This window comes from Raoultibacter timonensis (assembly GCF_022845715.1).
Taxonomy (GTDB): Bacteria; Actinomycetota; Coriobacteriia; order Coriobacteriales; family Eggerthellaceae; genus Raoultibacter; species Raoultibacter timonensis.
Genome location: NZ_AP025564.1, coordinates 3,782,728 through 3,802,419, shown reverse-complemented (window position 1 = coordinate 3,802,419; position 19,692 = coordinate 3,782,728). Strand labels below are relative to the sequence as shown.

14 protein-coding genes are annotated in these 19,692 nt (G+C 58.8%); 9 read left to right on the top strand and 5 right to left on the bottom strand.

Features of this window, described 5'->3' with window-relative positions:
• Positions 1 to 91: 91 nt before the first annotated feature.
• Complete coding sequence (locus MWL89_RS15400; RefSeq protein WP_102380200.1) at positions 92 to 1,471, top strand: response regulator transcription factor; 1,380 nt, start codon at positions 92 to 94, stop codon at positions 1,469 to 1,471.
• Between the two features lie 218 nt (positions 1,472 to 1,689).
• Positions 1,690 to 3,939, top strand: coding sequence for an oxidoreductase (locus MWL89_RS15395; protein WP_244387225.1), 2,250 nt, complete (start codon positions 1,690 to 1,692; stop codon positions 3,937 to 3,939).
• A 190-nt stretch (positions 3,940 to 4,129) separates the two neighbouring features.
• On the opposite strand, the gene MWL89_RS15390 is transcribed toward MWL89_RS15395, so the two are convergent.
• The 3 genes from MWL89_RS15390 to MWL89_RS15380 all read right to left on the bottom strand — a co-directional run bounded on the left by MWL89_RS15390 (position 4,130) and on the right by MWL89_RS15380 (position 7,390).
• Entirely contained in the window at positions 4,130 to 4,732 is a 603-nt protein-coding gene (locus MWL89_RS15390) for a putative ABC transporter permease (protein WP_244387223.1), read from the bottom strand.
• A gap of 22 nt (positions 4,733 to 4,754) precedes the next feature.
• Complete coding sequence (locus tag MWL89_RS15385; RefSeq protein WP_244387221.1) at positions 4,755 to 5,846, bottom strand: putative ABC transporter permease; 1,092 nt, start codon at positions 5,844 to 5,846, stop codon at positions 4,755 to 4,757.
• Positions 5,847 to 6,007: 161 nt separating this feature from the next.
• The gene (locus tag MWL89_RS15380) at positions 6,008 to 7,390 is read right to left on the bottom strand and encodes a sodium:proton antiporter (protein ID WP_244387219.1); all 1,383 of its coding nucleotides are present in this window, start codon (positions 7,388 to 7,390) and stop codon (positions 6,008 to 6,010) included.
• Positions 7,391 to 7,777: 387 nt separating this feature from the next.
• On the opposite strand from MWL89_RS15380, the gene nrdD reads away from it, so the two are divergent.
• The gene (nrdD, locus tag MWL89_RS15375; RefSeq protein WP_146040703.1) at positions 7,778 to 8,128 is read left to right on the top strand and encodes an anaerobic ribonucleoside-triphosphate reductase; all 351 of its coding nucleotides are present in this window, start codon (positions 7,778 to 7,780) and stop codon (positions 8,126 to 8,128) included.
• Positions 8,129 to 8,256: 128 nt separating this feature from the next.
• On the opposite strand, the gene MWL89_RS15370 is transcribed toward nrdD, so the two are convergent.
• Positions 8,257 to 10,236 (bottom strand): FAD-binding protein, encoded by a 1,980-nt coding sequence (locus MWL89_RS15370; RefSeq protein WP_244387217.1) that lies wholly within the window; start codon positions 10,234 to 10,236, stop codon positions 8,257 to 8,259.
• Positions 10,237 to 10,480: 244 nt separating this feature from the next.
• Between MWL89_RS15370 and MWL89_RS15365 the strand changes: the two genes are divergently transcribed.
• Together MWL89_RS15365 and nhaA are read left to right on the top strand one after the other, a co-directional pair.
• On the top strand, positions 10,481 to 12,082 hold the full coding sequence (locus MWL89_RS15365; protein ID WP_244387215.1) for a response regulator transcription factor: 1,602 nt from the start codon (positions 10,481 to 10,483) through the stop codon (positions 12,080 to 12,082).
• A gap of 103 nt (positions 12,083 to 12,185) precedes the next feature.
• A complete protein-coding gene (gene nhaA / locus MWL89_RS15360; protein WP_244387212.1) occupies positions 12,186 to 13,598 on the top strand; it encodes a Na+/H+ antiporter NhaA in 1,413 nt (470 codons plus the stop codon).
• Between the two features lie 658 nt (positions 13,599 to 14,256).
• Here the strand turns inward: nhaA and mscL are convergent.
• A complete protein-coding gene (gene mscL / locus MWL89_RS15355) occupies positions 14,257 to 14,706 on the bottom strand; it encodes a large conductance mechanosensitive channel protein MscL (RefSeq protein WP_102380193.1) in 450 nt (149 codons plus the stop codon).
• 150 nt (positions 14,707 to 14,856) lie between these two features.
• Between mscL and MWL89_RS15350 the strand changes: the two genes are divergently transcribed.
• The 4 genes from MWL89_RS15350 to menB are packed head-to-tail and all read left to right on the top strand — an operon-like array spanning position 14,857 to position 19,648.
• Positions 14,857 to 16,119, top strand: a complete 1,263-nt coding sequence (locus MWL89_RS15350) for an isochorismate synthase (RefSeq protein WP_244387208.1) — start codon at positions 14,857 to 14,859, stop codon at positions 16,117 to 16,119.
• Positions 16,109 to 17,911: a 2-succinyl-5-enolpyruvyl-6-hydroxy-3-cyclohexene-1-carboxylic-acid synthase gene (gene menD, locus MWL89_RS15345; protein ID WP_244387206.1), complete on the top strand. Its 1,803-nt coding sequence runs from the start codon at positions 16,109 to 16,111 to the stop codon at positions 17,909 to 17,911. The genes MWL89_RS15350 and menD overlap by 11 nt, the downstream gene beginning before the upstream one ends.
• 1 nt (position 17,912) lies before the next feature.
• On the top strand, positions 17,913 to 18,758 hold the full coding sequence (gene menH, locus MWL89_RS15340) for a 2-succinyl-6-hydroxy-2,4-cyclohexadiene-1-carboxylate synthase (RefSeq protein WP_244387204.1): 846 nt from the start codon (positions 17,913 to 17,915) through the stop codon (positions 18,756 to 18,758).
• A gap of 50 nt (positions 18,759 to 18,808) precedes the next feature.
• Positions 18,809 to 19,648: a 1,4-dihydroxy-2-naphthoyl-CoA synthase gene (gene menB / locus MWL89_RS15335; protein WP_244387202.1), complete on the top strand. Its 840-nt coding sequence runs from the start codon at positions 18,809 to 18,811 to the stop codon at positions 19,646 to 19,648.
• The last annotated feature ends 44 nt before the right edge of the window (positions 19,649 to 19,692 follow it).

The window sequence follows — 19,692 nt, the reverse complement described above, 5'->3', positions numbered from 1 at the left end:
GTTTGAGACCATAATCTGGCCAGGGGGATGGTTTTGTAGGATAGAATAACCAGTACTGTGTACGCTTCGCGAGCGTGTGGGAGGAGCCAGGATGGGAGCGAGCACTGGTCGAACATATGCTTGGACCCCGTTTGGCTTCGTGGTTCTCATACTGGTATTCCAGCGGGCGTACAGCTTCTATTCGCCGCTTTCCATGGACTATCAGGTTTTGCTGGGCCTTGCTTCGGTTGCCACGTGGGCAATCGTGTTCTTCGTTACGGCTGCGCAGAAGGATTCGTCGAAGCTCTTCTTTGTCGTTTCGCTTGCTTTGCTCGGGGCTGCGTTTTTCGTGCAGGAAGCGTTTCTCGTTCTTGCGGCGCAAGGGGTTCACGATAGAGGCATCCTTTCCGCCTCATGCGTCCTCTTCGCGTCGGGCTACGCGCTGTATTGCCGTCTTTGGATGCGCGCTTATGAAAAGAAAACGCTGGTAAAAACCCTTATCTGCATTTCTGCCACATCGGGGATATCGACGATTATCGCGTGCCTTCCCCCGTTGGTGGTGGGCTTCGATCTGTTCGGCAACGTGTGCGCGTTCATCGTGCGCATGATTGTGTTGGGAGTCTCGTTTTGGTGCCTTCGGATTGAGCTTGCCCGGCCTTACGAGTGGGTTGCCGAAGAAGAAACCGAATCGTCGCTCGGCGAGGCGTGGGATGCGGTGAAGCTTGTCATCATCGCGGTTTTGGCAGCGCGGTTGGTGCAGGGGCTTCTTTTCATGGACGAGGCGGCATACCGCGAATACGGTGCGCAGGCCCTCCTCGTCGCTTCGCCGCTTATTTCCGGAATCGTTATTCTGCTGGCAAGGAGATTCGGGTCGTACTCGGGATTCGTATCCGCTTTCTACTGGCTTCTCTCCACGTGCGCACTCGTTGTCCTCCTCGTTGCGGCATCGGTCGTCGAGAGCTCGATCGGGTTTCTCTGGGTGTTGCTGTTTGCTGTCTACTCGCAGGTTGACGTTGCGTTTTTCGGCATCCTCACCTCGATGAAGAAAGCACTCGGCTCGTCGTTTTCAAAGCTCGTCTGCATTCTGTTCTGCGCGAAGGATCTCGTATTCGTATGCGGCAGGGTCATGCGATCGCTGGTCGATGTTCAGACGGGCACCTTCGTCTGCGTAGTCGTACTCCTTGTAACGGTGATTGCGGGGATTGTCGTGTACCTGCTTCAATCGGTGAAAAGCGCCCATGGGAAAGACGGATCCCCCTCCATACCGGAAGCGCTCTCTAAGTCGATGGCGAAACGCTACGAACTGACGCCAAGGGAGACCGAGGTACTTCTTGCGCTGTTACAGGGGCGCAGCTATACGAACATCGGATACAAGCTGTTCATTTCGAAATCGACCGTGAAGACCCACGCGAACCATATTTACGCGAAAATCGGCGTAGGATCACGCGACGAGCTGATCGAGCTCCTCAATCCCGACAGCACGCTGCGATAACCGATTCGTTTGGCTTTTCATAGTCGTTTTCCCCGATGAGCGCAGCATCAACCCTTTGAGCGATTCCCCGAAAACCAAAATCGGCCTTTTGAGCAATGGTCTGCACGTTGCTTGCGGCATATCGTTTTCGGCGTTGGGGCTCGGCAGACGAGCATTGCCGGGCCCCTCGAGGAAGCAGGCACTGCGCCTGACGTACGACCAAGGAAGGGGATATGCACATGAGCAATCAGAAAACGGGACTATCGAGGAGGAGCTTCCTCAAGGGGGCGGCGTTTACCGCTGCGGGCGGCGCACTGGTGGGAAGCGGTCTTGTCGGCTGCGCTCCCAAGGCGGATACCGCTCCGGCTGCATCTTCGGCGAGCGCTCCTGCTGCCGACGATGCGACGGCGATTCGGCAGGCACCCTCGAAGCTCAACCCGCAGGATGCGGATCTCGCCAAAGGAGCCTCGGATTTCGCAACGCTGTTCTCGGGTGTGAAAATCGGTTCGCTTGAACTGTCGAATCGCATGGTCAAATCGGCTGCCGGTTCCGATACCCAGAGCAACGAAGATGAAATCGTCGATTACTACACAAGCTTCGCTCGAGGCGGCATCGATCTCGTGTGGATGGAAGACTGCGCCGACAAGTACGAGCACTTCCCGAATGCAAGAGCCCAGGCGATGGACAAGATACCCTTCAAGAGGATTGCCGACGGCATCCACGAAGAGGGGGCCTATGTGGGATACCAGCTTTCTTGCATGGGTATCGTGTTCAGCGGAACCAAGCAAGATGCATCGGGGGCGTTCGCCTCTGCGGTTGCCGGCGATATGACTCCCGAGGAAATCGCCCTGATCCAAGCCGATACCGTTGCAGCGGCTCAAAAGCTCAAAGACTACGGATTCGATGCGGTTGAGATCAATGCGGCGGGCAACAATATCGGGCAGTCGTTCTTCTCCCGCATGCGCAACCATCGCGAAGACGAGTACGGCCCCCAGTCGTTCGAGAACCGCTCGCGTTTCGTGTGCGAGATCATCGAGGGAATCAAGAAGGAATGCGGCGAAGATTTTGTCGTGCAGGTTCTTATCAACGGCATCGAAGAAAACGATCTCAACCTTGGCGATAGCTCGCTCATGACAACCGTCGAGGAGAATCTGGAAATAGCGAAACTGCTCGAGGCGGCGGGCGCCGACAGCCTTCATGTTCGACTGGGACCCCTGGGCATGCACGTATGCCAGTTTGCTTCGGACTTGTACTTTACCGGGTACGGCATAGACGGTACGACTGCGTACGGCACCCAATTCGACTTCACGCGCCATTGGGAAGGAAAGCTGATCAGCGAATACTCCGGATGCGGAATGATGCTCGATGTGGCAAAGGAGTTCAAGGATGCTGTATCGATTCCCGTAGGAACGGTTACCTACATGGACCCCGCGCACGCGCCCGAGTATTTCGAGACGGCGCTGACCGACGGCAAGGTCGACTTCCTGCTTATGAATCGACCCCTTACGGTAGATCCCGAGTACGCCAACAAGCTTAAGGACGGCAAGCTCGACGAGATCGCCCCCTGCACCCGTTGCCTGCATTGCCACTTCGATTACAACGAAGAGGGCAAGGTGTACGAGCACTGCCGCGTAAACGCCTGCACGCAGCGCGCGTACCGCGAACCGATGCCCGAAGGCTTCGATCTTCCTGAAGCCTCTGCGGTGAAAAACGTCATGGTTGTTGGAGCAGGCCCGGCAGGCATGGAGGCGGCCCGCATCGCCGCGCTGCGCGGACACAGCGTTACGATATACGAAAAGAAGGAATCGGTCGGCGGCCTGCTCGATTTCGCGCATGCCGTCAAAGGATCGCACGAGAACCTCGATGCTCTCCGTGCTTATCTCGCGCGGCAGCTGGAAGTGACGGGGGTGTCTGTTGTTACGGGGCAGGAGGTCGACGCCGATTTCGTCAAGGAAAAGAGCCCCGATGTTGTGGTTGTCGCAACGGGCGGTCTCCGCGACACCCTGGGGCTGTCGGAGACGGCGGGAACGAAAATCGTGCCCCTTGCCGACTTCTTGACGGCCGACATCGGAGACAAGGTCGTCATTGCGGGTTCGAACGCCCAGGCGGTCGATACCGCGCTGTACCTGATGGCTCAGGGCAAGCAGGTTACCATGGTGACGCCCGACTCGATGGACGATGTGGACAAGGGCCAATCGAACTGGGTCAAGACCTTCGTCATGCCGACGCTCTATGCTCGGGGCATGAGGGTTTGGCCCCATGCGGAGATAAAGGCAGTGGAAGACGGAAGCGTTGTTGTCAGCGGTGAAACCGGCGTCGACATTACCGTTGCATGCGATACGGTGATCGAGGCCATGGATATGCTTCCCGATTCCAGCATCGCCGATGCCGTGTCGGGAATCGAAACCCATGTGATCGGCGATTGCAAAAAGCCGTGGAACATTGCCGAGGCCATTGCTGCCGGCAACCTTACCGCGCGGGCTTTGTAGGCTATATCGTTAAGCTCCGATGTGCCGAGGGCGGCGTTGCGGCCTTCGGCACACGAGCGGCTCTGCGGATGGTGGTGCGATGATGCCGAGGGCGATCCTTCAGGAGCCCTGGCGTTGCGCTTCGCGAGGTCCGGTGCCAAGCTCCGCAAAGCGAGTCGGGTTCCGACCATCGTTGGGAAAATCGCCGCGATCAGCCGAATTTGACAATGCAGAGCACAATGAATGAGGAGACGACGATCGCTGCCATTACATTCATGGCGATGGGCGGGAGCTTGGCTAGCAGCTTCTCGCATAGCGGATAGATGCCCCAGGTGTACAGCATGGCGAGGGCTCCGAGCGCTATATCGTTTACCAGCCACGCCTGGCTCAGGATGTTGAGCGGAAGCTGCGAGTTGTCCCAGAGGGGGTAAACGCCCGCAGCGTTCGGCTGGTTCAGCATAAACCCCATCGCAAGCTCCATGAGCATGCAGACGATCACCGTGACGATAAAGAACTGCGCACTAGCGGCCGCCATGGTTTTGCGGCGTTCGATAAGCTTCAGCTTAAGCGGCACAAGCGCGATCGTGCAAACGGCCGTGCCAATGCCGTAGACGAGGAACGGATACATCGGATCGTCCCACACGAGCGAATCGGCATCGACGATGCCGAATAAGTTCATAAAGGTGCAATATGCTATCTCGAGCCAATGTCCGATTACGCTGAACGCGCAAAAGTAGACGGCGAGGTTTCTCCAAAACGCCCATGAGTCGGGTGCGTAACCAGCAAGCTCGTCATCTTTGGAAAGCATGGGCATGGTGCATGCTCCGATCGGTTCCCTATGATTGCGTGTCGGCTTCGGGTTCTTGGATCGCTTCTGCGGCGTATTGCTCATCGTCTTCGATAGCCCAATCGGGTACGACAACGTTGACGCAGTAGAAGAAGAACAAGATGCAGAAGCCGATGACGACAACGATGAAGCCGATGTTCATGAGATCCTTCGGAATTTTCCGTATGAGCGATTCCAGCCCTGGATAGATAACCCATGTCATCAAGGTGGCGACGATGCCGAAGGCGATTGCGTTTTGCAGGCAGACCTGCCCCATGAAGTTGCAGAACATGTCGCTGTAATCCCACAGGGGCAGCGTGCCGTCGGGGAGGGGCTGGTTGAGCATCAGACCCATGGCGAGCTCGATGAGCGTGCAAACGAGGGCGTTGATGGCGAAGCTGATGAGAAGCGGAACGATGCGGCTGCCGATCTTCTTCTCAAGGAAGTTTTTGATGGGGAAGAGCAAAAGAACGCACGCGACGGCGCCGAATCCGTACACGCAGAAAGGATAGAGCCAGTCGGACCATATCTGGGAGGCCGGGTCGTAGATTCCGGGGAGCAGCCCGAAGCGGATGAGGGTGCAGTATCCCGCTTCCATCCAGTGGCCTACCACGCTGAACACGCAGAAGTAGATGATGAGGTTGCGCCAGAACGCCCAGGTTTTCGGCTGGTAGTAGTTGATGTGCTTCTCGAGATCGCGCTGCTTGACCTCGGCGGTGAAGGGCTGGGTCAGAACCGCTTTCGCCCTCCGTGACGTGAGGAAGTATGCGAGCAGAACGATATCGGAGGACGAAGCGATCAGCTGCCCGACAACATCGAAACTGCCCGTTGCGACGTTGTAGATGGAGCCGATGACGATGTTGAAGAGGCTAAAGGAGATGATGAACGCCCGCGTGTACTTCTTCCGTTGCCAGATGAGCCAGAAGCTGATTCCGTCGAACAGCAGGTTGACCAGATCGAGGGCATCCGAGAACCCGAGGGTATAGCTGCCTTTGACGTAGAAGACCAGCATCGAGATGGTGAGCACGATGTTGATGGCGAAGAATACCTGAAGCACCCGCATGAAACCGAGTTTGCGGGGATTGCTGAAGTCTTTCGACATGGATGGTTTCCGATCGCCGAGCCGCACACATCACGTTTCTTACCGCCAGAAAAAGCGGTGCTTATCAGCATAAAGGAGAAACCGTAGTCCCTTATATAAATTCCAATCAGCTTAAACGAAAAGTTGTATCAAAAAGCGCCGCATGAAGCCGAGTCTTTGTCCTATAGGAAGAATAGTACTGTATCGAGCAGGAACAGGGGCACGAGTATGGCGCATGACCATCCCATGTAGCCGAAGAAGCTCGGCATCTTCACCCCCGAGCGCTCTGCTATCGATTTCACCATGAAGTTCGGGGCGTTGCCGATGTAGGTGATCGCACCCATGAACACGGCGCCGGCGGATACGGCCAGAAGCAGCGCAGGCGCGATGGCCCCGGCGGTTGTAATCACGGCATCCATGCCGCCGTAGTCGATGGCCCCGGCGGCGGTGAGGAACACCACGTAGGTCGGCGAGTTGTCGAGGAAGCTCGAGAGCAGGCCTGTCGACCAGAACAGCTGGATCGGCGTATCGAGGCCGAGGCTCGCGCCGTTGGCGCGCAGGATCGCCAGAGCGGGGATCATCGTGATGAATATGCCGATGAACAGCTTGGCCACTTCGGCTATCGGAGCCCATTCGAAGTCGTTGCTTTCGCGGATCGCCTTCTTCGTGGTGCGCATCGAGAGGAATGCGGCCAGCAGGATGAGGATGATCTGGAGGAAGTAGTTGAATCCCAGATGGATGTGCTCGTGGATGCTGATTCCGAACACGAGGCCCGTGGCGGGATCGAGGAACGCGTCTGTCTGGGGAATCGCGCCGTTGAGGATGACCGCGACGATGATCATTGCCAAGAAGACGAGGTTATGGGCGCCTTCGATGCGGATCGGAACGCGCTCCGTCGCTTCCTCCTCGAGATCGAGCGCCTCCTTTCCCTCTTTGCCCTCTTTCTTGACGAAGTGGCGATCGATGAGAGCGAATACGACCAGTAGGACGGCGGTGTTCAATAAAAGAATCGGCCAGATGTGCTGGAGCGTCCAGAAGAACGGTACGCCGCGCAGATAGCCAAGGAACAGCGGGGGATCGCCGATGGGGGTCAAGCAGCCGCCGATGTTCGCTACGAGGAAAATGAAGAACACGACGATGTGGGTCTTGTTGCGTCGCCAGGAATTCGCGCGCAGGACGGGACGGATGAGCAGCATCGCCGCGCCCGTCGTGCCGACCCAGCTTGCGAGGAACGTGCCGATGGCGAGCAGGATGACGTTGTTCCTCGTCGTGCCGGCTATCGTGCCTTTGATGTGGATGCCTCCCGCGACGACGAACAGTCCGAAAAGCAAGATGATGAACGGGACGTAATCGAGGACGATGATCTCGAGGAACTGGTAGGTGGCTTCGCCGATGCCGTAGAATATCGTGAAGGGCACGAGGAAGATCACCGACCAGAACAGGGCGACATGCAGCTGGTGCTTCTCCCACCACTCGCCTTTTACCAGCGGAAATATTGCAATTGAAAGCAGCATGCCGGCGAACGGTATGATGCTCCAAAGCGGAAGCGTGTTCCCGATATCCATGACAACCCCCTGTGCGCAGCCGGCGGGTTATTGTGCCCGATCGGCGGTAAGTCTCTCCCAAGACCTTTGATTCCCCAGTTCCCCAAAGAATGTACTGTCCATGGTAGCGCACGATGCCGCGCCTGGTTTTAAGCTGGTGATATCAATATCAGATGGCCCATCGGGTTTTTCGATTTCAGGGGATGAATGGCTGACGGGCAGTCTTGGGCGAACGAAGAGCGTATGCGGCGACGAGGGTCGTTTTGGTTCAAGCAACGCGAGCGTATCTACCAGATCTGGCTTCGTTTGCCGGATTGTTAACAAAATCTGGTGGATCGGAGCACGGTGCTGTGATAGGATTGCTCCAGTCAAAAATTGTTACTATAAACATAGCAAAAGGAGCTCGCCATGACGCAGACGGTAAAGCAGCAGGTATCCGGCATCGATGTGACCATCGAATACGCGAATGAGGGAGATGCCCCTGTTTCCGAGAAGGAGATCGGCGCCTATATCTCACGTGCTCGCGAGCTGTACCCTACCGACACGCTCGAGTGGCTCAAGCTTGAAGTGGACGGCGAGGACGTCGGCATCAGCTACGGCTTAGCTCCCGTGCCGTTCGATCGCATTCGTCGCATCACCGGGTATTTGGTGGGAACGATGGATCGCTGGAACAATGCGAAGAGCTCCGAAGAGCATGATCGCGTGAAGCACGGAACCAATCGTCCCGAAGCAGCGTTCGCCTGCTCGAACGGGTGTTAACGGCACGCGCGGCGCATGCAGCGAGGTAAAAAGAGGTCGCGTTCGATGACGCGACCTCTTTTGTCGTATTGGCATCCGATGACGGGATGAGCTCGGATGCCTGCTTTGGCCGCGAGGGCTGCAGTCTGCTACGAAGCCGCTTGCTCGCAGCATTTCTGTACGGCGGTGCGGAACGCGTCGGAGGTGCGCGTCGCTCCAGCCACCGTATCGACGGCGGGAGTCTGCTTTTCGAGAACCTCGGGAATGAGCGTGTTCTCCATGGCCGCTACGCCGACGTAGGTTGTCTCAAGCTCGTTTTCCTGCACGATATCGGTAATCTTGCCACCCGATACGATCACGGTTACGGTGATGTCGCTGAACATGCCGAACTCGGTATCGGAGTACGTGCCGTCCTTCAACGTTCCTTCGGGCATTGCCCAAGAGGTGTCGGGAACCGATTCGCTCGTGTCGCCTTCGGATGAGACCGAGCCGGCTTTGTTCGATCCGATGTACTCTGCGGCGAATTTGGAGGCGAACCTGCCGGAGTTGATGTTGTTCGCGTTGGTGCCGCCCGGTACGTTGATGGTGTAGATGTTCGGCCAGAGATCCGCTGAGTCCACGCCCGCCGAGTAGAGTCCGGGAACCGGCTTGCCGTTCTTGTCGACGACCTCCATCTTGCGATTCGTTCGGATGCCACCGAACGTGACCATGCAGGATTGGGGCATGTAGCAGAAGTAGAAAGGCGGGTTGTCGAGCTTCTGCATGTACTCGCCCGGTTTGCCGAAGTACGCATCGTGGCCGGCGTCGCACATCTCGTTGTAGGTATTGATGGAGTCGATCACGGTATCGTAATCGAGTTCGAGCGCATCGCAGGCCTTCTTGGCGAGTTCTTCGAGCGTATCGGCGCTGAAGAAATCGCCGTATGGGTTCTCGGTGATGCGTTCTTCGAGTTCGGCCTGTGTTGCTTCCCAATCGATGCGGGGAGCGATCATCCCGTCATAGGCATCTTTGAATGTCTTGGAATCGTAGATCGAGTAGAGCTTCTGATGGACGAGCGAAGGGATCATGTCGGCCATCCAGTTTTCGATGCCGGCAGACTCCGCGCAGAAGCGCTCGCCGTCTTCGTTGATCCACAGAGAGCACGCGTTATGACCTGCAACGACCAGGCCGTCTCCGCGGCCGAACGTGCCGTACTCGCCACCGGGGGCACCCGATACCGTCAGCTGCATAAGGCCTGACATCCGGGGTATGTTGCTTGCGCCGCCCGCCTCGATCGCCATGCGCACACCGTCCCCATCGTAACCGTACAGAAAACGCTTTACATTCGAGGTGTCGGAGAAGCCGCCTTCTTGCAGGTACTCGTCGTTGTTGGCGAAGCCGCCGGTGCTCAATACGACGGCCTTCGCATTCACCTGTACGTAATCGCCATTGAGCTTGCGCCCGTACACGCCGGTAACCGTGCCGTCGGAGTCTTGAATCAGATCGGTGGCGGGACAGTTCATGAGGAATTGCACACCGAGGTCTTTTGCCGTAGCGGTCATGGCGGGAGAGAAATCGTCATGAGCGCGATTTTCGCCGAACCAATGGAACGTTTCGAACTTGCCGCCATGGTAATCGTCGACGACCCCGGTGAAGTTGACGCCGCACTCCTTGAGCCAGCTGATGTTGTCTCCTGATGCTTCGATGAGGTCAAGCCATTTTAGCCCGTTTGCGCGATTGTGCGAGTATTCCATCTCGGTGGAGATCACTTCAGCAGGTTCGATGGTTATCCCCGCTTCTTGCTGCATCTTCGAGTTGACGGCGAATACGCCTTCGGTGCCGATGCCGCCACCGCCGGTCCCCCCGTGCTTTTCGAGAACGACAACGCCGAGCCCCTGCTGGGCAGCTTCTACAGCAGCCGAAAGACCGGAGTTGCCAGCGCCGCATATGCAGACGTCGCAGGTATAGGTTGCTACGGCATTGCGGGTTGCACCGCTGCTTTTCTTGTCTTCGTCTGAGGCTCCGTCGGTTTTGCTCTGCGACGCCCCGTCGTTTGCGGGGGCTGTCGCGCATCCCGCCAATCCAGCGCCCGCCGCCGCGATTCCCGCCATACCGGCGATTCCGAGAAAACTCCTTCTGGTGAGTTCCATCCTGTCTCCTTTGTTCGAACCCTTCCCTTGAGCCGTTCAAGCGGCTTCCTCTACCGATTCTGCAACCGCTTCACACCGGGCACAATTACCCGCAGAAGGTAGAATTCTTCGCAGGGTCTGTCGTAATTACCCGTTACGGGTAAGGGTGCGAGAAGAAAAAGGGAGTATCATCGACAAATCGACTTTTGCATTTCGGGGAATGCTGGCGAAGCCGATGCGTTTGTCGGGTGGGATGGTGACGCACATGGGAAGACAAAGAGGCCGGGCGGTCGAAGGCAAAAAGCGGGCATCGTCGGTTTCTCTTTCAGGCGATAGCGCCGGGGTGGACGATACGACGATATACAGCACAGAGCGTGCTGCGGGTATTTTGCTCGTACTGACGGGTATGGCTCTTCAATGGGCATCGCTCCATTCGATAACGTTTTTCGATACAGTGGTTCGCGTGGGTTCTGCTTCGGGGTCGAGCAGCGCATGGGTGGTCAATTCGACCTGTACGTTCGCGGTCTTTCTGGTGCTGTTTTTCGTATCGCGACGAATGCCCTCGCTCTTGGAAAAGAAGTATTCGATTCCCTTTATGTCGATATGCCTGATCGTGGGCATGGCGTGCCTTGCCCTGGGGAGCTTTGTCGTTTCGTCCGTCGTCATGATCTACGCGGGAAACGCGCTTATCGCCTGCGGTACAACGCCGCTCATCATCGTGTGGGGTGAGATGTACAAGTACCTCAACCCAAAGGGCGAGCAGCTGTTCGTTACGCTTGTCGCCATCGTGCTATCGGTTGCCGTGTATCTGGTTGAAATTCATCTGCCGCAGGCTATCGCGGTCTTGGTTTTTGCGGTATTGCCTTTCGGTTCGCTCGTTGCGCTCGTGAAGGCGCGCACGCTGCTCGAGGGCACGTCGGGGACATGGGGTGCCAAGTCGAAGTCAGCCATGGAGAAATCGCCGGCGCTCTTCTTCGTGTGCATCGTCGTGTTCTCGATTCCGTACAACTATCTGCGTGGGGGAGACGAGATGCAGGCAGTCTTGGCGAACGCGGCCGATTGGTCGAACGTTTTGGCCATTGCGATCGTTGTGATGATCGCCGCCGCCTTGGCTGAATACGCGGCCGAACGCAACGGGCTCTTGCTCGTGCCGAGTTTCGTTCTGTTCCTCTTGAGCGCCGCTATGGTCGTGCATCTTTTCTTTAGGGATGTGTCGATACTCACGGTACCGAGCTTTCTGTACGCGGGATACTACCTTTTCTTAGCGATGGTGTATTTGGCGCTCGGACCTCTCGTCGCCACAACCGATGCGAATCCGACGAGGCTGTTCTCAAGCGCCATGCTCGCCAACGTCGGAGGCCTGCTGCTTGGCTCGCTGCTCGGCAGCATCGAGTTGTGGGTAGGGGAACAAGCGGCGGCCATGGCCGTTATGGTGATAACGTATGTGATCTTTTTTGCGGGCTGCATGCTGCTCTACAACCGCTCGTACAGTATTTTTCGAGTGAATTTCTACGACGAGAGCAAGTACTCCTTCGAGTATCTCGTTCCGATTGCTCCCATTGAGTTGCTTTCGAAGGGCGGCGGGGGCGAGGCGGTTGCCGACGAAGCGACGAAATCTTTGCTCGACGCCATCACGGCGCAGTGCGATGCCGCGCGGGAGCTCTATGGTCTGAGCGCCCGCGAGCACGAGGTTCTCATCGCTTTGGTGCGGGGGCGGACGATCGCCTCGATAGCCGAAGAGCTGTTTGTGTCAGAGAACACTGCCAAGGCCCATACGAAGGCAATCTATCGCAAACTCGAGGTGCATACGCGCGAGGAGCTCCTGAATCGCGTGCAGGATGTGCCGCGGAGCGAAAGGGGCTTGTAGGCAAAGCGTCGGTGTTGGGACATGGGCTTCAGCGGTCGTGTTGTTCTCAAGGCGTTACCTGGTTGAGTCCGTAGCCCCATGTCGGTCGCCTATAATCTCCGTCATGGAAAAAGAAAATAAGAACGTACATACCACCGAGTCGATCTTCGAACCCGAGGTGCGCAAACACCATCGTCGCAAGAAGAAGCTTCTCGAATTCACGCATTCTTCCACCCGTGCGACGATGATCATGCTGGGCGCGGCGGTGCTTGCGCTCATCATCGAGAACACGCCGCTGCTCCCCACCTTCGGGGAGTTTTGGAACTCGTTTTATTTGGGGATCTCCATCGGATCGTTCGAGCCCCATATCTCAATCGGGCACTTTATCAACGATTTTCTCATGGCGCTGTTCTTCCTTGTGGTCGGCCTCGAAATCAAGTACGAGTTTACCGCCGGCGAGCTCACCAATCCGCGCAAGGCGCTTCTGCCGATCATCGCGGCGGTCGGCGGTGCCGTGCTGCCTGCGCTCGTCTACCTGGCTTTCAACATGGGGAGCGGCTTCGAGCACGGCTGGGGCGTGCCCATGGCGAACGACATCGCGTTCTGCCTCGGCATCCTCGCGTTGCTTGGCAGCAGGGTGCCGGCGGGATTGCGCGCGTTTCTCTCGACGCTCACTATCGTCGACGACATGATCGCCATTCTCGTAATCGCCGTATTCTACACGGCGAACCTCAACGTTATATGGCTTGCGGCGGGTCTTGCCCTGTTCGCCGTGCTCATCGTGCTCAATCGTATGCACGTGTACGGGCTCGCCCCCTATCTGCTCATCGGCCTTGCTCTATGGGTCTGCATTCTTTTGTCGGGCGTCCATGCAACGGTTGCCGGCGTGCTCGTTGCGCTGACCATCCCCGCACAGTCGCAGGTGAAGCTCGGCCGTGTGAACACGTGGTTCGAGGCCAAGGCGCAAAACGCCGACGAGCGTTACGATCCGGGCCAGCCCGATATCGCGCAGAAGGAGTACCTTGAAGAGGTCGCTCAGATCGGCCGCGTATCGCGCATGACCATCCCGCCGATCACGCAGCTCGACTACTTTCTTCATACGCCGGTGTACTTCGTCATCCTGCCCCTGTTCGCCTTTGCGAACGCGGGCGTGCTTCTGGCGGGTACCGATATACTGGCCCTTATCATGAGCCCCGTTACCATCGGCGTGTTCTTCGGCCTGCTCGTCGGTAAACCGATCGGCATCTTTGTGGCCACGTGGTTGACGGTGAAGCTCAAGATCAGCGAACTGCCCGACGGCGTATGCTGGGGCCATATCCTCGGCGTATCGATTCTGGGCGGTGTGGGATTCACGATGGCCATCTTCGTGACCAATCTTGCGTTCACCGATCCGACCACCATCGCTTCGGCGAAGATAGCCATCTTGGCGGCGTCGCTCGTAGCGGGTCTCATCGGCTTCTTCATCCTCAGGCGCGAAGCGCTCTGTGCCGATTGCGCAGATGACGAACCGGAGCAGCTCGAAGCTGTTGCCGACTAGGGCAAGTCGCGCGGTACCGAGAAGGCTGCGGTGTGCGTCGATCGCGAAGTGCTTCGGGCGCCATGGTGCGAGCCGGGGCTCCGCGGGCTCGCGTGCACGCATTCCCGCGAATCATGCCGTGCGCAGCTCTCGAGTTGTTCGGCTGACGTTTCTGGCGGTAGGCCGCCGACCGTGTGCCGAGGCCGGAGCAACGCCGATGGCGGCAGAACGGTGGAACCGCCCGAAAAATGCACGATGCTGCGGATCGTGTTGCACCTGAGGGGTTTGCGGGACTGTTTTTACGGGTTTTTGCCGATTGTGTTGCGTTCGGAGCTCGCCTGCAAGCCGGTTGATTTCTTGCTCGCAGCATATTGCCTGGTCGCAGTGCTGTCCCGGTTTGACCTCTTTCAAGGCTCTCCCCAAGGGGGTCGAAAGCCGCCACCAAAGGGTCTTGAACGCAACATAATCGGCAAAAACCCGTAAACAAGGGCGATCCGGCCTGTAAGCCGCAACCTCAAAAGCTCGGACCCGGGTTGCGCGGTGCAGGAAAGTCGCGCGGTGCAAAAAGGCCTTGCCTTACAGCCTGCCAGCCCGAGGTGCCCTTTCTCGCAACACCCGTCCGCAACCGAGACTGCACAGAGCGGCAGCTCTTTTACGAGGAGACGCAGCGTACGGTTGCTTAGTGCTTGACGGTCGCCTTTGCGGGTGCGGGAAGCTCGGCGGTGCAGTGCGGGCAGCGGGTTGCGCCTTCGGCTACCTCTTCGAGGCAGTAGGGGCACTTCGGCGCTTCCTTCTCTTCGGCTTTCTTGCCCTTGGAGGTCATATCCTTCGCCTTGTTGAGCGCCTTCACGATGAGGAACACGACGAATGCGATGATGAGGAACTGGATGACCGCGTTGATGAAGTTGCCGTAGGTAATGGCTGATTGGCCAGCTCCTACGGGGATGGTCCATTTCATATCGGCGAAGTCGATGCCGCCGGTTACCACTCCGACGATGGGCATGATGAGATCGGAGACAACCGAATTGACGATGGCCGTGAACGCAGCACCGATGACGACGGCGACCGCGAGATCCATCACGTTGCCTCGGTTGATGAACTCCTTGAACTCTTCGAAAAACTTCTTCATTGCTGCCCTTTCTGCGTCTTATCTGCGGTGTCGGCCGCAGGCGGCTGACGGGCCACAGTATAGGATATGCAATGGTAGAATGGTAAAACGTTTAGCGAACCGATACTTTTGCTTGAAACAGACCGATATCCGAGTGAGTGCGGTGATCCAGTGACCAAAATCTATACCTATACGCAGCCGGTCGATGCCGATATCGTCGATGCGTTCTGCGTGCTGCAGAAGGGCTTTACCGATCAGTTCGTGTTCTACGACAAGTCGCGCAAGGCGCGCTTTATGGGCTTGGGGCGCTGCATCGCGCTGCCGAGCCTTCGCGAGGTCGAGTACGTCGTGCAGGGCGAAACCGAGCAGCCGCCGATCCTCTTTTCGTTCAACCGCTTCGACGCCGAGAACCCCAAGCCCGCAGACGAGCTGCTCGCCTCGTTCCCTCGGCTGCACCTCATGCTTCCCGAAGTGGTGCTGATCGAGAACGAACAGGGAAGGTTTCTGCAGGTTAACAGCCTGGGTCCCGTGTATGCGGGCCGCGTCGCGCGGTTTTCGCGGCACATCGCCGAGGCCAAGCCTCGCACGCGCATAACGATTCCCTTTGAGCTTGAGAGGGATTCGCGCGAAGCGTGGGGCGAAGCGGTCGGGGCGGGGCTTGCCGCCATATCCGAGGGCCGCGTCGACAAGGTGGTGCTGTCGCGCAGGCAGAAGCTTACGGCGGCCCATCCGTTCTCGTCGAAGGACCTGCTCGTGAACCTCATCGACGGGCCGGCTCGTGGCACCGTGCTTTTGTATCGCTACGGCGATGTGTTCTTCTGCGGCTGCACGCCCGAGCTGCTTGTGCGCAAAGACGGCGCATCGGTTGAGAGCATGTGCCTGGCGGGAACCACTGCCGCCGGTGCCGACGAAGCCGAACGCGAGCAGTTGGCCTCAGAGCTTTTGCGCGACGGGAAGAACCTGCAGGAGCATGCCTACGTAGTCGATTTCATCAGGGAGGTGTTTCGGCGCAACTGCCATGACGTGGCGATTCCCGATCATCCGGGCATCCTTGCGCTCCAGCACGTGCAGCACCTGTACACGCCCGCGTCGGCGCAGGTGCTCGAGGGGAAAACGCTCATGGGACTCATGGGCGAACTGCATCCCACGCCCGCGCTCTCGGGCGCGCCGGTAGGCGAGGCGCTCATGCTCATCCGCCAGATCGAGGCATACAACCGCGGCTTCTTCGGCGGGGCGGCCGGCTACATCGACGGCGACGGCAACGGCGAGTTCACCGTTGCTTTGCGCACGGGCGTATTCGATGGCGAAATCGGCTGGGTGTACGCCGGGTGCGGCATCGTCGAGGGTAGCGTGGCGGACGACGAATACGACGAGATCGATATGAAGCTCAAGACGATCCTCTCCGCGTTCGACGGGGGCGAAGATGGCCGCTAGCATCGAAGCGCCCCAGGCATCGGCGCTCTTCCTCTCGGCGTTCTTCGACGAGCTTATCGCGTGCGGGGTGCGCGATGTGGTGGTGAGCCCCGGCTCTCGCTCGACGCCCCTTGCGATGGTGGCGCATGCGAGCAGCCTGAACCTGTACGTCGATATCGACGAGCGCGGGGCGGCGTTCTTCGCGCTGGGGTTGGCGAAGGCATCGGGCAGGCCGGTGTGCATGATCTGCACCTCGGGAACCGCGGTGGCGAACTACTATCCGGCGGTGCTCGAAGCTGAAACCTCGCGCGTGCCGCTTATCGTGTTGACGGGCGACCGCCCCCCGCGCTTGCAGAACCTCGGTGCGCCGCAGACGTGCGATCAGCTCAAGGCGTACGGCGATCACGTACGCCATTTCCAGCAGATGCCGCTTGCTGCTGCGGAAGAGCGCGACATCGCGTTTGCGCGCCAGATGGGAAAGACCGCGTTTGCCAAGGCGGTTGGCTCGCCTCCGGCGTTCGGCGATCGGGGCGAACCGTTTTACGGCTGCGCGGGAGATGCGGGCCCCGTTCATTTCAACTTCCCCCTCGACGAGCCGCTCAAACCCGACTTGTCGGTTGAGGGCTTGTTCCGAGCCGGCCGAAGCGAAACCGGGTTCGAGGAACCTTTCGTCGCGGCGGCGTCTTCGCTGGACGCGCGGCAGGTGCAGCCCATTCTGGCAGCGCTTTGCAACAAGCGCACCGTCGCCCTCGTGGGCGAGGGAACATGCTTCAGCTTCGCCGAACGTACGGCGCTCATCGAATGGGCGCACCGCTTCTCGATCCCTCTTCTTGCCGATCCTTTGAGCGGCCTGCGCTCGTCGGACGACGAGCTGGTGATCGATGCCTACGACAGCATATTCGCACGGGGCGAGCAGCCCCCTGTCGAGTGCGTTGTCCGATTCGGACGCTACCCTGTTTCGAAAAGCTGCTTTACCTCGATCTGCGCGTGCGGCGCCGTGGGCGAGGGTGCTCGGCCGGTCCAGATCGTCGTGGATGCAGTGGATACGCGCGATTTCAACGCGGCAACCGACCTGTTCGTACGCTGCGAGCCCCGCGCCTTCGTGGAAGCGCTGCTTGCGGCTGCGGACGGTGCGTGCGACGGGGCAAGCCGGGCGAGTGCGGCCGAGTGGATGGCGGCGAACGAGGCGGCGCATGCGCGCATCGAGCGGATCGGCGAGGCTGCCGACGACGTAGAGGCCTCCTATGTAGCCAAGGCGCTCGAGCTCGCCCCCGACGGATCGCTCGTGTTCGTGGCCAACTCTATGTCGATTCGCCTGATCGACGCCATGTACCTTAAATCGGAAAAGCAGCTTTCCGTGCTGTGCAACCGAGGCCTCAACGGTATAGACGGCACGGTGTCTTCGGCGCTTGGGGCTGCGCAGGCGTATCGCCAAACCACGTTCGTCACCGGCGATTTGACGATGCTGCACGACCTCAATGCGCTCGCGCTTCAGCGCGAGCTGCTCGAGCATCACGGCGGCAGCGAGGCGGCGAGCATTGTGATCGTGCTCCTCAACAACTGCGGGGGCGGCATATTCGAAACGCTTCCCCAAAAGTCGGACGATGCGTATTTCGAGCGGCTGTTCCTCACGCCCCAGCGCGTCGATTTCGGGCAGGCAGCGCGCGCGTTCGGCGTACCGCATACGGCGGTCGAAGGTGTCGACGGCTTTGCCCGTGCCTACGAGAAGGCCCTCGGCGTACCGGGCATCAGTATGATCGAGGTTCCCCTTGCCCTCGATGGGGTGGGCGAGCGGTTCGGGCGGTATCGGTAGCATGGCACCTGCGCGGGAAAGCTGGTTTGAGCATCACGGCATCCGCTATCGTGTGTGCGAATGGGGGGATGTCGGCAATCTGCCGGTCGTGCTTCTGCATGGTTTCGCGCAGAGCGCAGAATCGTGGTGCGACGTCGCGCCGTCTCTCGCGAAAAACCGCTTTGTGGTTGCGTTCGATTTCATCGGTCACGGGAAAAGCGATAGGCCCGATGATCCCCTCTCGTACGAAATGAGCGCGGTGCTCGATGCGCTTTCGGCATTTTTGGCCGAGCGCTTCAGCCGTAAGATCGCGCTTGTCGGCTATTCCATGGGAGGTCGCATCGCGCTCGCCTTCGCGTGCGGCGAGCCGAACAGGGTCTCGGCGCTTGTGCTCGAGAGTGCAGGCCTCGGGCCCAAGACCGGCCAGCAGCATGCCGCCATGCGGCACCGCGATGCGGATATGATCGAGCGGCTCTTGTCGGTGGACATCGAGACGTTCATGGACGAGTGGGAGCAGCTGCCGATCTTCGAGACGCAGAAGCGCTTGCCAAGCGAGCTGCGCGATCGCGTGCGGCGGGAGCGCATTGCGAACGATCCGCGGGCGCTTGCCTACACCGTTCGGGGAACCGGGCAGCACAGCATGATCGATTACTCCTTGCATATCAAGCATCTGCCCATGCCGATTTTGTACATTGCGGGGATTCTTGATAGAAAGTATCTCAAAATAGCGGAAAATCTAGCACACGAAGAAAATGTCTCTTGCGTGCTGCTCAATACGGGGCACAACACCCATCTTGAAGATCCGGAAGCGTTCGCCAGGCAGGTAGGCGGGTTTCTGGACAAGCAGGCGAAGCGTGCCGGCCGATGAGGGCGGAACGCGGATTGCCGGAGGCAGGCGCGATACAGGGAAGGACGGCTATGGGCGACATCGCGTGGAAGAGGGGCAAATCCTACAAGGAGATCATCTACGAGACGTGCGACGGGATCGCCAAGATCTCGATCAACAGGCCGGAACGCCGCAATGCGTTCACGCCGTTGACGGTGAACGAGCTCTACGATGCCTTCACTGAAGCGCGCGAAGATGCCGCGATCGGCGTCATCATCCTCACGGGAGCGAATCATGGCGGACGCCATGAGGACGAGGCGTTCTGCTCGGGCGGCGATCAGAAGGTACGCGGCAACGGCGGCTACGTGGGCGATGATAACATCCCGCGCCTGAACGTACTCGACCTGCAGCGCCTTATTCGCGTGGTGCCCAAACCGGTCATCGCCATGGTGAACGGCTACGCCATCGGCGGTGGACACGTGCTCCACATCCTGTGCGATCTTTCAATTGCAGCTGAGACGGCTAAGTTCGGGCAGACCGGCCCTAAGGTCGGCAGTTTCGATGCCGGATACGGTGCGGGCTATCTCGCCGCCATCGTCGGGCAGAAGAAGGCGCGCGAGATATGGTATCTGTGCCGCCAGTACACGGCAGCGGAGGCGCTCGAGATGGGCTTGGTGAACAAGGTCGTTCCCTTCGAAGAGCTCGAGGAAGAAACCGTTAGCTGGGCGCGCGAGATGATGCAGTTCTCTCCGACGGCCTTAAGATTTCTTAAGGCTTCTTTCAATGCTGCAACCGATGGTTTAGCCGGCTTGCAGCAATTCGCAGGAGATGCCACTCTTCTGTACTATACGACTGATGAAGCGAAAGAGGGACGCGACGCTTTCAAAGAGAAGCGCCAGCCCGATTTCGACCAATTCCCGAAGTTCCCCTAGGTTCGGCGAGCGGTACCGAATCTGCGGAAGCGCGTATCCATGAA